This is a genomic window from Pantoea sp. Tr-811 (assembly GCF_011752535.1).
Taxonomy (GTDB): Bacteria; Pseudomonadota; Gammaproteobacteria; order Pseudomonadales; family Pseudomonadaceae; genus Aquipseudomonas.
Genome location: NZ_VWXJ01000008.1, coordinates 256,955 through 270,036 on the forward strand (window position 1 = coordinate 256,955; position 13,082 = coordinate 270,036).

Below are 13,082 nucleotides of genomic sequence, written 5' to 3' on the forward strand. Positions count from 1 at the left end.
GATGGTAAGAGTGGCGCAAAAATACTTTTAGCGATATTTTTCGCTGGAAATAGATCGCTAAAATTCATGAAAGGCCGCCGCGATGATCACCTTCAAGCAAATGGAAGCGCTGTACTGGATTGCCGAATGTGGCAGCTTCGAAGCCGCTGCGCTGCGCCTGAACATGTCCCAGTCGGCGATCTCCAAGCGTATCCAGGAGCTGGAGGACACCTTCGAGACGCCACTGTTCGACCGCAGCCGCCGCAGCGCCCGGCTGACCGAAAAGGGTGTGGAACTGCTGGAGCATGTGCGCGAGCTGCTGGCCCGGCGCGACCAGTTGCTTGAGCGGGTGGGCGCACGGGATGTGCAACTGCGCAGGCTGCGCCTGGGGGTGACCGAGCTGACCGCGCTGACCTGGTTACCGGCGTTCGTCGAGGCCATTCGCCAGGCCTACCCGCGGTTGCAGATCGAGCCGTCGGTGGAGTTGTCCAGCGAGTTGTACCGCAAGCTCGAAGGCGATGAGCTGGACCTGATCGTGGTGCCCGATGTGTTCCAGGATGCGCGCTTCGTCTGCACGCCGCTGCAAAGCGTGGAAAATGCCTGGATGTGCGGGCCGGAGCTTTCGCACTTCGACGGGGAAGTGGCCTTGGCGGACCTGGCGCAATACACGGTCATGACCCAGGGTTCGAGCTCTGGCACGGAGCTGGTGTACGAGCGCTGGCTGGCGGAGCAGGGCGTGCACCTGCCGCGCATGATTACCAGCCAGAACCTGCTGGTGCAGGTGGGCCTGACCATTTCCGGTATCGGCATCAGCTACCTGCCGCGCCAGTGCCTGTCGCAGTTGGTGGAGCGCGGGGCGCTGCAGGTGATCCGCACCCGGCCACGGCTGCCCCAGGTACGCTATGGGGCGCTGTACCGTACCGACCGGAGCCAGGGAATCAACCCGGCGGTGGCTGAATTGGCCGGGCAGACGTGTGATTTTTCCAGGTTGTTGCTGGGGGTGCTGTGAGGGGGAAGGTAAAAATATTCCTGTAGGAGATCACCCAGCCCTGCGGGCTGCGCTGTCGCGCAGGGAACAGTGCCAGCAGGCGCGCCGCAATTCCCTGTGGGAGCGGGCTTGCCCGCGAAGCAGGCGCCGCGGTGTATGGCACCGGCTTCGCCGGTGTTCGCGGGCAAGCCCGCTCCCACAAGGATTCTCTGTTAAATCAGATAATTGCAATTTGTTCCATGAGAGCGGGCTTGCCCCGCGAACACCGGCGAAGCCGGTGCCATACACCGCGGCGCCTGCTTCGCGGGGCAAGCCCGCTCCTACCTATCGCCTACGAGGAACCGTGTTCGGTTGCTTGTTGTGCTTGCTGCAACACCCGCAACAGGTTGCCTCCCCAGATATCCGCCAGGTCCTGCTCGCCATACCCTGCATCCAGCAAGCGCTGGCTGATCCGTGGCAGCTGGCTGACCTCCTCCAGGCCCTCGACACCGCCACCCCCATCCCAGTCAGCGCCGATACCCACATGCCTGGGGCCGACCACCTCCAGCACATGCAACAGGTGGCGCATGAACACCTCCAGGTCGGCCCGTGGCTGCGGGTAGCGGCGGTCGATCTCGGCCCGCTCGGCAAACAGCGCGCGGGCCTGTTCAGGGCTCAGTGCAGCGATCTGGCGGAACCGTGCGCCCAGCGCCGCCATGGCCTTGTTCCGCTCAGGGTTGGCCTTGAGCGGTATCAGGTAGTCACTGTAGGCCGTCACCTGCACCACGCCGCCCTTGGCGGCCAACTGGCGCAGGCGCTGGTCGTCGAGGTTGCGCGGGTGGGCATTGACCGCGCGGCTGCTGGAATGGGAGGCGATGATCGGCGCACGCGACAACGCCAGCACCTGGTCGAACACCGCATCAGAGGCGTGCGACACGTCCAGCAAAATGCCCAGCCGATTGGCCTCGTACACCAACGCCCGGCCCTGGTCACTCAAACCGTGCCATTCGGGCAGGGCGGTGGCCGAGTCGGCGAAGTGGTTGCTGGTGAAGTGCACCAGGCCCAGCATGCTCAGCCCCTGGCGCTGGTAGGTGCGCAGCAAGCCAAGGTCGGCGGCCAGCGGTTCTGCGTTTTCCATGCTGATGAACACCACGCGCTTGCCAGTGGCGGCGATGCGCCGGGCATCCTCGGCTGTGCGCGCCAGGGCGAATTGCCCGGGCTGGCGGTCGATCATGTCGCGGATGCGCTGCAAGGTGGCCAAGCCATAGGCACTGGCATAGGCCAGCCCAGCCGCGTCGCGCGGGCCTTGGGGGGTGTAGATGGCGAAGAAACCGCCATCCAGCCCGCCCTCGCGCATACGCGGCAGGTCGACCTGGCTGCCATCGGCCTTGACGTCGTGGCGCTGGCTGATGTCCCAGCCGGGGCGGGTCAATTGCAGGGGGGTGTCCAGGTGGCTGTCGAGCACCAGCAGGCGCTGGTGCAGGGCCAGGGTTTGCGCGCTGACCGCAGTATCGGCGTGCGCGGCCGGGCTGGCCAGGGCGAGGGCCAGTAGCAGTGGCTTCATGGGGCAGGTTCCAAAGGGTGGGCGCGGTCAGAAGTCCACGCTCAGGGTGGTCTGGAAGGTACGTGGCGAGCCTGGGCGGAACACCGCGGGGCCGTCGGTGCTGGTGAGGATGTAGCCCAGGTAATGCTTGTCGAACAGGTTGTCGACGTTGAAGCGCAGCTTGACGCTGGACAACCCGGCGCCGGCCCAGGCCTTGCCGCCCAGGTCCAGGTAGGCGTTGTACAGGGTGTAGCCGGGCACCTGCTCGCTGTTGGTGAAGTTGCTGTAGCGCTCGCCGATGTAGCGTGCCGAAACGTTGAAGATCGCCCAGGGTGCGATCTCCCAGGTGACCCCGGCCTGGGCCAGCCAGCGCGGGCTGTCGGGCAGGTCGTTACCGCTCAGGGCCAGGCCTGCGGCATCGTTCTTGAACTGCGCGCGGTTGTAGCTCAGGGCACCGTTGAAAATCACCTGGCCGCCCAGTGGGCGCGGCTTCCACTGGCCGCTCAGCTCGCTGCCGTAGGCCTGGGCCTTGCCCACGTTCTGGTAGAAGGTTTCCACCTGGCTGCTGCCGGCAACCGGTGAGGCAAAAGCCTGCAGGCGGTTGTCGAAGTCGCTGCGGTAAATCGCCCAGGCGGCATTGAAAGTCGGGCGGTTGATGCGCCAACCCAGCTCGTAGTTCTTCGCCCGTTCGGCTTCCGGCGCCGGGGCTTGCGGGCTGGCAGCGCGGTAGATGTCATCGGCGCCACGGGGCAGGGCCATGTTCTCGGAGTAGGAGGCGAACAGCTGGGTACTGTCGGTGAGGTTGTACACCGCCCCCAACTGCGGCAGGAAGCCGTCTTGCCAGGTGGTCGACAAGCGCGGGCTGCGGCCGTTGATGTAGTCACCGGCGTTGCGTGGCCCCTCGATGCGGTAGTCCAGGTTCAGGCGCTTGAAGCCGTACTGCAGCAGCAGGCGGTCATCGAGCAGCGCCCAGGTGTCCTTCAGGTGCAGTTGCAGCGAATCACGGGTCGAGCTGAAGTCACCCTGCAGGTGTACTGGCTCGTCGAACAGCGGCTCGCCAGCGGGGCTGCCGTCGGTAAGGTTGTAGCGCGCCTGCAGGCGGTTGAACACGTCCTTCTCGGCCCAGACACCGGCCTCCAGGCGGTGGTTGCCCACTTCCCATTGCAGGCCCGTGCGGGCGCCGTAGCGGTGGCCGCTAAGGGCCGAAAGGCCGTACTGCACGCCCTTGGGCGCGACCAGCCCAGGCACGTTGGCCTCGGCGTTGTGCAAGGCCAGCGAGGTGGCGTAGGCCTCGGGCGATACGCCGTAGCCACGCTTGCCCTCGTAGTAGAGCGTGGCGTACTGGGTCAGGTCGTCGTTGAGGCGAAACTGCCCGCCAAGGCTGTAGAGCGTGTCGCGGCGCTGGTTGACCGCCTGCTTGTAGTACTGGTTGTAGCCAGTGTTGCTGTATTGCACCCCCGGCGTGGTTGCGGGCAGGTCCGGGAGGTAGCCCAGGTAAGGGAAGTCGCGCCCTGAGCGGCCAAATGGGTCGTTGGCCGTGCCGTGGTACTGGGCCAGGCTGACGTAGGGCGAGTCATAGTCGTGGAAGGCATTGTGCACCACCCGCAGCCACAGGCTGTTGCCCTCGCCAAAGCGGTAGCGCACTTTCGCCTCCAGGTGCTCGCGGTCGATGGTACCGGGCCCGCGCCACAGGTCGCCGTCGATCTTCGACCGGCTCACGTAGGCCGACAGGCCATTGTGCTCGCCGCTTTGCAGGCGCACGAAGCTGCGCCGCAGGCTGTCGCTGCCCAGGGTGTAGGACACACTGGCGCCAGGCTCCGGCGCCGGGTCGCTGGTCTGGTAGTCAACGTAGGGGCCGAGCGAGGCATAGCCGGCCTGGGTCACGTCGCCGGCCCCGGTGGAGGCGGTGACCTGCTGGGTGTTTTCGTTGTCGACGTAGCGGTAGATCGGGCTGCCACCGAATTGGTCGCTGCGCCCCAGCGGCACGCCGTCGATGGAAAAGCCGATCTGCTGCAGGTTGAAGGCGCGCACGAACACCGAGTTGCCGAATTCGTACAGGCCCAGGGCATCGTTGACCTGCACGTTGAAGCCGGGCAGGGCTTCGAGCATCTTCAGCCCCGAGGTGCCGGCGGGGGCCGAGAGCAGGGCCTGGTGCGAGATCGACAAGGTGTTGCTGATGCGGTCTTCACCGATGGCGGCGCTGGCTTCGGTGACGCGGGCGCCAACCACCTGAACCTGGCCCAACTGGGTGTCGTCGGCAAACGTCGGGCTGGCCAGCAGGCCGCCGAGCAGCAGGCCGGGCAGCGGGATACGGGCAAACGGGGGAGCACTGTGAGTCATGGGCGATCCTTGGCAAAAAAGTGGGCGTCAAAGCCCGGCGTGGGCCTGGGCGAGGTAGTCGGGCTGGGCCCAGGCCTGGACATCGAAGGCCTGTTGCAGGTAACCGTGGCGCAGCAGGAAGTCCTGTTTCAGCTGCAGTGCGGCGAGGTTGCGCGGCGCCAGGTTCGGCACCAGGTCGCGACCGCGCAGGCTTTCGGCGATGAACGCAGCGCCGGGCAGGAAGGTGACCCGGGTCAACAGTGACGCGGCCGCCTCGGGGAACTCGGCGATCCAGCGCCCGGCGCGGATGGCGGCGCGCAGGAAGGCCACCACCACCTCGGGGTGAGCCTCGGCAAAGGCCCGGTCGACCGTGGTGACATAGGGGCCGTTCTGGTTCTTCAAGGTCCAGTCGGGGTAGCGTTCGAGGTCTTCGATCACGCTGAACTGCCCGCTGGCCAGCAGCTTCGGCACATGGCCGTAGCTCACGTGCAAGGCGTCCACCCGGCCCTCGGCCAGCGCCTGCAGCTCGGCGCCGGGGCCGCTGTGCAGGCCGCGCAACTGCGCCCACAGCGCCGCCGGGCGGCGCGCCGGCAGCAGGTCGTGCGGGTCGCCTTCGTCCTCGATCGGCACCAGGCGCACCTGGCCTGGCTGCAGGTCGGCCAGGGCCAGGGCGCTGGTGATGCCTTGCTCGGCCACCACCTTGAGTACGTCGATACGCTGGACGTTGCGGCTTACCGGCACACCGATGCGCTTGCCGAACAGGTCGGCCACCTGGCGAATGCGCCCATCGGCACGCACTAGGATCTGCCCGGCGCGCTGGGTGGCGGTGGTGGCCAACAGCACCGTGTCGCGGTGCTCGGCCCGGGCCCACAGCGCCGGGGTGGCGCCGCCATCGCGAATCAGCCCGGCCTGGCTATGGTCGAAGTGGCTCAACCAGCCGCCGTTGCCCGGCAGCGAGCGCAGGTAGCGGGCCGTGGCCCCGGCGCGTTCGAATTCCTCGTCGAGCCAGCCCAGCTCCACGGCCAGGTTGGAGGCCACCAGCAGTGGGCAGATGCTATAGAAAGCGCTTACAGGTTCAGTCATCTCAGGCTCCATCGTTCAAGGTTGGGAGTGCAGGTGCGTGAAGCCCTGGTCGAGGTCGGCGATCAGGTCGTCGACCGCTTCCAGGCCTACGTGCAGGCGCAGCAGGTGCCCACGCGGCAGCGCGGGCGGGAAGGTGCGTTGTGCATGGGCAATGCGGATCAGGCTCTCGAAGCCGCCCCAGCTGGCGCCCTGGGCAAACAGCTGCAGGCTGTCGAGAAAGGCGTGCAAGGCGGCGTCCGGCACCGGTTGCAGCACCACGCCGAACAGCCCGCTGGCGCCGAGAAAGTCGCGTTCGAACAGGGCATGGCCGGGGCTGCCGGGCAGCGCCGGGTGCAGCACCTTGAGCACTTGCGGGCGGGCGCTGAGCCAGCGCGCCACCGCCAGCCCCGATTGCTGGTGCTGGCGCAGGCGTACACCCAGGGTGCGCAGGCCGCGCAGCCCCAGGTAGGCATCGTCGGCACCGGCGATGTAGCCGAGCAGGCGTACCCGTTCGCGCACCTGGCTGTACAGCGCTTCGGTGGTGGTGATCACGCCGAGCATGGCGTCACTGTGGCCCACCAGGTACTTGGTGGCCGCCTGCAGCGACACATCAACGCCATGCACGAACGGCTTGAAGAACAGCGGCGTGGCCCAGGTGTTGTCCATCACCAGCAACGCGCCATGGGCATGGGCGACCCGCGCCAGGGCCGGAATGTCCTGCACCTCGAAGGTATTGGAGCCCGGCGCCTCGGCGTACACCAGGCGGGTGTTGGGGCGCATCAGCGCGGCCAGGTCGGCGCCCAGCAGCGGGACGAAGTAGCTGACGTGCACGCCCATGCCCGGCAGCACCTGGTCGAACAGCTGGCGGGCGTGGCCGTAGCAGTTATCGGTGACCAGCACATGGTCGCCGCTTTGTACCAGGGCCAGGATCGCCCCGGCGATGGCGGCCAGCCCCGAAGGCATCACCAGGCTGCGAAAGCCGCCCTCCAGTGCTGCCACGGCGTCTTCGAAGGCGGCGGTGGTGGGGTTGCCGTTGCGCCCGTAGATGTGTTCACGCAGCTGCGGGTCAGCGGCCTGCTCCAGGTAGCGGGGCAGGGTCTGGCTGTTGGGCCAGATGAACGTCGAGCTGCGGTACACCGGGGTATTGACCGTGCCGGCGTGGTTGGCCGGGTCACGGCCGCTGTGGGTCAGGCGCGTGTCATCGCGCCACGGCTTCAGTGGCTCCATCGCAGCTCCAGGTGGCGGGCCCAGCGGGCCAGCGGGTAGATGAAGAAAAAGAACGCGGCAAACGCCAGGGCGTAGGCGGGCAGCAGCACATCGGGGCGCAGCTGGCCGGCCAGGTGGCTTTGCAGCACGCTCATCAACTCTTCCACGCCCAGCAGGCTGCCCAGCGAAGTGGACATGCACAGGGTGCAGAACAGGTTCATCCAGGGCGGCAGCAGGCTGCGCAGCGACTGCGGCGCGATCACCCAGCGCAGCGCCTGCCAGCGCGACAGGCCCAGGGCCTGGGCGGCCTGCCACTGGCCGGCCGGCACCGCCTGCAGGGCGCCGCGCAGCATTTCCGCCACGTAGCCGCTGGCCGGCAAGGCCAGGCCCAGGGCAACCTTCAACCAGTCGGCCAGTTGCAGCCAGTGCCCGGCCAGCTTGACCTCGTAGGGCAGCAAGTAGGCCACGTAGAACATCACCACCAGCCAGGGCAGGTTGCGCAGGCCACGGCCCACGCGCCCGGCCAGGCGTGCCAGGCCCGGTGCGGCGATGATCTGGGCCAGCCCCAACAGCGTGCCGGCAGCGGTTGCCAGGGCCATGGCCAACAGGCCCATGGCGATGTTCAGCGCAAAGCCTTGGCCCAGCGCCGGCAGCCACTGCCAGAACAGTGAGGGCAGCGATTCAGCGGCCATCGGCAGCCTCCTGCCCAGGCAATTGCAGGCGCGCTTCCAGGCGCCCCAGCAGCCAGCTGCAGGTGCCGATCAGCAACAACCAGGTCACCAGCAGCACCTGCATCATTTCGCCGACGTTGAAGCGGTCGGCCCAGATACGGTTGGCCGCGTACAGCAGCTCGGGCGCGGCCACCGCGTACGCCACCGAGGTGGCCTTCAAGGTCTGCACCAGGTTGTTACCCAGGGCTGGCAGGCTGTTGCGCAGGGCCAGCGGCAGCAGGATGTGACGCCACAGGGCCGGGCCCTGCAGGCCCAGTGCCGCCGCCGCCTCGCGGATGCCCTGGGGCACGGCGTCGATACCGGCGCGCAGCGCCTCGACCTGAAAGGCGCCGCTGTACAGGGCGATGGCGATCATTGCCCAGCCGGTACCGCCCAACAGCCGCACCGGGCTGCCATCCTCACCCACGGTCAGCGGCAGCAGGGCGCCGACACCGAAATACAGGAAGAACAACTGCACCAGCAGCGGCGTGCTGCGCCACAGCGCCACATAGCCGTTGACCAGGCCGCGCAGCCAGGGCCGTGGCGAGTGCTGGGCGGCCACGCCAAGGGGGCCGATCAACAGCGACGCCACGCCACAGGTCAGCGCCATGCCCAGCGTCAGGCCCAGCCCTTCGAGCAGGCGGCTGCGGTCCAGTGGGTCCCACAGCACGCTGAGCACCAGGCCGTGCTGGTCGAGCCAGGTTTGCAGGCTGCTGTCAGTCATGCGCTGCCACCTGCTGCCGGGCGCGCTGGTGCTGGGCCGCCACCCAGGGGTTGGGGGCCAGGCCGTAGCGCTGCTCCAGGCTGACGATCAGGCCTTCGGCGTGCCAACCCTCGACGATGGCGGATACCGCCTTGAGCAGCGCCGGTTGCCCCTGGCGCACGGCGATGCCCCAGGGCGCCGGGTCCTGCCCGGGCAGTTTCACTTCGTAGTCTTGCCAGCCGGGGCTGGCGGCCAGTGCCTGGTACAGCACATCGTCGCCCAGGGCGCCGAGGCAGCGCTGGTCGGCCACCGCCTTGCGTACCTCGGCGCTGCCGTTGAAGGCAATGAAGTGCACGCCATAGCGCGCCTCCAGCGGACGCACCCACACGCTGGTGGCCGGTGCGCACAGGGTTTTGCCGCGCAGCGCCTGCCAGTCGGCCAACGGTGTGGCCTTGGGTGCGAACACCGTGGCTGCCGAGCTGTAGAAACCGGGGCTGGCGAAGTCCACCTGGCGGCGCCGCGCCGGAGTATCGAGCATCGAGGTCACCAGCAGGTCGCAGCGCCCCTGCTGCAGAAACAGGATGCGATTGACCGGGTTCACCTGTACCAGTTGCAGCTTCAGGCCCTGGCCAAGGGTGGCCGACAACTGCTGGTGCAGGTCGCCGATCAGGTCGGGAATCAGCCCGGCCGGGCGGTTGTCGGCGCCAATGAACTTGAACGGTGGAAACTCATCGCCACTGCAGACGTTAAGCACCCCGCGCGCCACCGCCCGCTCCAGCAGCGGCTCGGCACTGGCACCTGCGCTGAGCAATAGCGCGCCTAGGCACAGGGCGTAGCGGGCGCTGCTCATGGCGCCACCCAGCCTTGGCGCGACTGCACAGCGGCGCCGGCCGGGAAGGGCTGCGGCGTGCCCAGTTGGGCGGCCAGCCAGGTCAGGTGGGCAGACTCCTCCAGGTTGATCAGCAGGCGCGTGGTGGCCAGCAAGTCGCGATCGCTCCAGGCGAATGGGCCGTGGTTGGCCAGCAGCGCCGCAGGTGCCCGGGGGTGGGCCTGCAGTGCATCGATCACCGGCTGCGCCGAGTAGCGCGGGCCCCAGGCGGTCAGAGGGATTTCCTGGTCCTCGTCGAGTACGCCAAGCAACTGGCTGGCATGGGCGCGCAGCGGTCGCCCGGCGATGGCGAAGGCGCTCAGGTAGGGCGAGTGGGTGTGGATCACCGAGCGCACCTGGGGCCGCTGGCGGTAGATGGCCACGTGCAGTGCGGCCACTTCGCGCAAGTTGTCGCTGGCATGGCCCTGGCTGTGGTCGAGGTCGAAATCGAACAGCGCGGCGCGGCCCGCGTCGGCACCGTTGAGCGTGGCGATCAACAGGCGCTGCTCGTTCGGCAGGCGCAGGCTGATGTTCCCGGCCTGGTTGGCCGACAGCGCCTGGTGCTGCAGCAGCAATTGGCGGGCGCTGGCGAAGTCTTTTTCGAACTGTTGGGCGAACAGCAGCAGGTCCGCGGTGGAGGCAGATTGGCTCATGGGGGTGTTCCTGTGCAGGTGGCGGGTCAGAAGCGGTAGTTGGCCTTGAGGTAGTAGAAGGCACCCTCGGCACCGGCCGGCGAGATGCTCTGGTACTGCACGCGGCCACCGACGAAGCGGTTGGCCACGTCGATCTTGTCGGGGTAGCTGTCGAACAGGTTGTTGGCTCCCACGGTGAGGGTGAGGGCGCTGTCCACGTCATAGGACAGGCTGGCGTTGCTCACCCACTGGCTGGCGAAGGTCTGGTCGAATTGCGTGCCGGCGTTGGAGTCGAGGGTGTAGCGGCCATAGCGCAGGGTGGTGAAGTTGGCCTGCCACGGGCCGCGGCGCCAGTCGGCGCCCAGTACCAGCTTGCTTTGCGGGCTGGCGCTCTGCACATAGCTCAGGGCTTCGCGGTTTATCAGGATGACGCCGGTGCCGGCCAGCGGGCCTGGGTTGTCCTTGACGTCGGTGACCTGGGTTTTGCTCCAGTTGAAACCGCCGGTCAGGGTCAGCTCGCCCACCTGCGCCAGGTTCAGGCGGTAGCTGCCGATCAGGTCCAGGCCGTGGGTGCGGGTGTCCAGGGCGTTGGTGAAGAAGCTCACGCCGGAGTAGTTGCCGTAGCCTTGGCTGGCAAGGATCTGGCTGACGGTGGTGCCGCGCAGGGTTTCGGAAAGCGCAATGCGGTCCTTGATGCGAATCTGGTAGGCGTCCAGGGTCAGGCTTGCGGCCTCGCTGGGTTGCCACACCAGGCCCAGCGAGACGTTGGTCGACTTTTCCGGCTTCAGGTCACTGGCGCCCAGCGCACGGGCCACGGCGGTATCGACGCTGACCGTGCCCACCTGGTAGGCGGTAGGGTCGCCGGCAAGAAATTCGGTTTGCGTCGCCGAGGTGCCGATCTGGCCTAGGGTTGGGGCGCGGTAGCCGCTGCTCAGGGTCGAGCGCAGGCCGAACTGCTCGGTGAAGTCGTAACGCAGCGAGAATTTGCCGGTCGTGGTGGTGCCGAAGTCGTCGTAGTGCTCGCTGCGCGCCGCCAGGCCCAGTTGCAGGGCCTGGGTCAGCTGTTGCTCAAGGCCGAGGTAGCCGCCGAACACCTTGCGCGAATAGCTACCCTCGTCGCTGGGTTGGGTGCCGGGAAAACCCTGGGCACCACCGGCGCGGCCGGCGAGCACGCTGCCCTGGGCCCATGAGGCGGTGTCGCCGGCAATCACCTCGTAGCCTTCCCGGCGCCAGGCCAGGCCGCTGGAAAACACCAGCGGGCCGGCGCCGTAGCCGACGCTGAATTCCTTGACGTGGTCCAGGCTCAGCTGGGCCTGATCGTTGACTAGTGCACCGGCGTCGAAGCTGCGCGGGCTGGCGGCGCCGAGGCTGGCGTTGAGCGAGTCGCCCACGTGATAGTCGATGCGGTTGCGGCCATAGGTGGCGCTGAGGTCGAAGCGGCCAAGCAGCGGGTTTTCATACTTCACGCCGGTGGTGGCAGCGGCGTCACGCGAGCGCACGTCGAGCAGGGGCAGGAAGCCGTTGGGGTAGACGCTGGTGATGTTGTTGGCGTCGATGGGCCGGCGGAACACGGCCTGGGATTCGGCGGTGCGGTCCTGGTAGGTGGCAAAGCCGTAGAGTTCGGTTTGCTCGTTGACGAACGCCCCGGCGTTGACGCCGATCTTCCAGTCGTCCAGCCCCGGCGAGCCATAGCGCCAGTGGCGGTCGGCATCGGCTTCGCGGCTGTCGCCTGCGGGGTAGAACTGGCGCAGGTCGGTGCCAGCGGTGGAGGTGCGTTCGCTTTCCACGCCTTCGGCGCTCAGGGTCAGGTAGCCGTCGCCGGGCAGGCTGAAGCCTTTCCAGCCCGACAGCGAGCGGCTGAAACCGTCGCCTTTGGTGTACTGGCCGACGCTGGCCTGGGCCTCGCCGCCGTGGTCCTGGTCCTTGAGCACGATGTTGATTACCCCGGCGATGGCGTCCGAGCCGTACTGGGCCGAGGCGCCATCGCGCAGCAGTTCGATATGGTCGATGGCCGACACCGGGATCGTCGCCAGGTCCACGGCCTGCGAGCCACGGCCAAGGGTGGCCTTGGTGTTGACGAAGGCCGAGGCATGCCGGCGCTTGCCATTGACCAGCACCAGCACCTGGTCGGCGGCAAGCCCGCGCAGCAGCACCGGGCGTTGCGCCGAAACGCCGTCGGTGCCGTTGATCTGCGGGTAGGTCACCGACGGCACCAGGGTTTCCAAGGCCCGGGCCAGGCTGTCGTGGCCGGTGCGGCGCAGCGCCTCGCCGTCGATGATGTCGACCGGGGCGCTGCCTTGCAGGGCGCTGACATCGCTGCGCCGGGTGCCGATCACCTGCACGGCGCCCAGGCGCGGTGCGGCGGCAGGGGTAACGGGGGCAGCAGCCGGGGCGGTGGCGGAGGTGGCATGGATACGCAGGGCCCCGCTGGGTGTGCTGCTATGGCCAAGGCCGCTGCCGTGCAGGGCGGTGTCCAGGGCTTGTTGGGGCGTGAGCCTGCCGTGGATGGCCGGGGCGTTCAGGCCGGCGACCTGGGCCTGGTCGAAGGCGATGGCTTTGCCGCTGCGCTGGGAGATGGCCAGCAGCGCCTCTTCGAGGCTGCCGGCGGGGATGTCGTAGTCGGCCTGTTGCAGCGTGCTGGCCGGCGGTACGGCGGTGTCGGCGTGCACCTGGGCGGGCAGGGCATGGATGGCCAGGGCGCAGGCCAGGGGGGCGAGGGCGAAACGTCGGGGCATAGGTGGAACTCCGGGTCGGTGCAGCGCAGTCGTGTGTTGGCTGTTGTTTCCGACCTTGAGCGATGAGGGCGCGGGAATTTCAGTGGGGGCGTTAGAACTTGTGGTTGGGGGGTTATAACTGGGGTTGGGGTGTGAACCGTTTTGGGGATGTGTTGCCTGGGCGATCGAGCGCCGCCCGCGCGGCGCTTCGCGAGCTGCGCTCGCTCCTACGTTTGTTTCGGGCCAATTACGCCTGCGCCATCGCGCGCGACCGCCTTGTGGGTATGACGCGATATCGAGGCATGCTCCAAGGCGTTCGCGCGCAAATCCCCCAGGACTCACTGGCCCGAAACAGACGTAGGAGCGAGCGCAGCTCGCG

At 67.8% G+C, this 13,082-nt stretch carries 10 protein-coding genes; 1 reads left to right on the forward strand and 9 read right to left on the reverse strand.

Features of this window, described 5'->3' with window-relative positions:
* The first annotated feature begins 82 nt into the window (after positions 1-82).
* Positions 83-988 (forward strand): LysR family transcriptional regulator, encoded by a 906-nt coding sequence (locus tag F3J44_RS14620; RefSeq protein WP_167273551.1) that lies wholly within the window; start codon positions 83-85, stop codon positions 986-988.
* Between the two features lie 310 nt (positions 989-1,298).
* On the opposite strand, the gene F3J44_RS14625 is transcribed toward F3J44_RS14620, so the two are convergent.
* The 9 genes from F3J44_RS14625 to F3J44_RS14665 are packed head-to-tail and all read right to left on the reverse strand — an operon-like array spanning position 1,299 to position 12,724.
* A complete protein-coding gene (locus tag F3J44_RS14625; RefSeq protein WP_167273554.1) occupies positions 1,299-2,510 on the reverse strand; it encodes a dipeptidase in 1,212 nt (403 codons plus the stop codon).
* Positions 2,511-2,537: 27 nt separating this feature from the next.
* A complete protein-coding gene (locus F3J44_RS14630; protein ID WP_167273557.1) occupies positions 2,538-4,829 on the reverse strand; it encodes a TonB-dependent receptor in 2,292 nt (763 codons plus the stop codon).
* A 27-nt stretch (positions 4,830-4,856) separates the two neighbouring features.
* On the reverse strand, positions 4,857-5,891 hold the full coding sequence (locus F3J44_RS14635; protein WP_167273560.1) for an ABC transporter substrate-binding protein: 1,035 nt from the start codon (positions 5,889-5,891) through the stop codon (positions 4,857-4,859).
* 15 nt (positions 5,892-5,906) lie between these two features.
* The gene (gene metC / locus F3J44_RS14640) at positions 5,907-7,097 is read right to left on the reverse strand and encodes a cystathionine beta-lyase (RefSeq protein WP_167273564.1); all 1,191 of its coding nucleotides are present in this window, start codon (positions 7,095-7,097) and stop codon (positions 5,907-5,909) included.
* Positions 7,085-7,768: an ABC transporter permease subunit gene (locus F3J44_RS14645; RefSeq protein WP_167273567.1), complete on the reverse strand. Its 684-nt coding sequence runs from the start codon at positions 7,766-7,768 to the stop codon at positions 7,085-7,087. The genes metC and F3J44_RS14645 overlap by 13 nt, the downstream gene beginning before the upstream one ends.
* The gene (locus F3J44_RS14650; protein ID WP_167273569.1) at positions 7,758-8,510 is read right to left on the reverse strand and encodes an amino acid ABC transporter permease; all 753 of its coding nucleotides are present in this window, start codon (positions 8,508-8,510) and stop codon (positions 7,758-7,760) included. The genes F3J44_RS14645 and F3J44_RS14650 overlap by 11 nt, the downstream gene beginning before the upstream one ends.
* Positions 8,503-9,339, reverse strand: a complete 837-nt coding sequence (locus F3J44_RS14655) for a transporter substrate-binding domain-containing protein (protein WP_167056955.1) — start codon at positions 9,337-9,339, stop codon at positions 8,503-8,505. Before F3J44_RS14655 ends, F3J44_RS14650 begins: the two co-directional genes overlap by 8 nt.
* Positions 9,336-10,010 (reverse strand): class II aldolase/adducin family protein, encoded by a 675-nt coding sequence (locus F3J44_RS14660; RefSeq protein ID WP_167273572.1) that lies wholly within the window; start codon positions 10,008-10,010, stop codon positions 9,336-9,338. Before F3J44_RS14660 ends, F3J44_RS14655 begins: the two co-directional genes overlap by 4 nt.
* Before the next feature lie 26 nt (positions 10,011-10,036).
* Positions 10,037-12,724, reverse strand: coding sequence for a TonB-dependent receptor (locus F3J44_RS14665; protein ID WP_167273575.1), 2,688 nt, complete (start codon positions 12,722-12,724; stop codon positions 10,037-10,039).
* Positions 12,725-13,082: the final 358 nt, after the last annotated feature.

Bases quoted from the DNA above. Each gene is read 5' to 3' on its own strand.
- F3J44_RS14635 (WP_167273560.1), bottom strand. From the start codon at position 5,891: ATGACTGAACCTGTAAGCGCTTTCTATAGCATCTGCCCACTGCTGGTG.
- F3J44_RS14665 (WP_167273575.1), bottom strand. From the start codon at position 12,724: ATGCCCCGACGTTTCGCCCTCGCCCCCCTGGCCTGCGCCCTGGCCATC.
- F3J44_RS14655 (WP_167056955.1), bottom strand. From the start codon at position 9,339: ATGAGCAGCGCCCGCTACGCCCTGTGCCTAGGCGCGCTATTGCTCAGC.
- F3J44_RS14645 (WP_167273567.1), bottom strand. From the start codon at position 7,768: ATGGCCGCTGAATCGCTGCCCTCACTGTTCTGGCAGTGGCTGCCGGCG.
- metC (WP_167273564.1), bottom strand. From the start codon at position 7,097: ATGGAGCCACTGAAGCCGTGGCGCGATGACACGCGCCTGACCCACAGC.
- F3J44_RS14630 (WP_167273557.1), bottom strand. From the start codon at position 4,829: ATGACTCACAGTGCTCCCCCGTTTGCCCGTATCCCGCTGCCCGGCCTG.
- F3J44_RS14650 (WP_167273569.1), bottom strand. From the start codon at position 8,510: ATGACTGACAGCAGCCTGCAAACCTGGCTCGACCAGCACGGCCTGGTG.
- F3J44_RS14660 (WP_167273572.1), bottom strand. From the start codon at position 10,010: ATGAGCCAATCTGCCTCCACCGCGGACCTGCTGCTGTTCGCCCAACAG.
- F3J44_RS14620 (WP_167273551.1), top strand. From the start codon at position 83: ATGATCACCTTCAAGCAAATGGAAGCGCTGTACTGGATTGCCGAATGT.
- F3J44_RS14625 (WP_167273554.1), bottom strand. From the start codon at position 2,510: ATGAAGCCACTGCTACTGGCCCTCGCCCTGGCCAGCCCGGCCGCGCAC.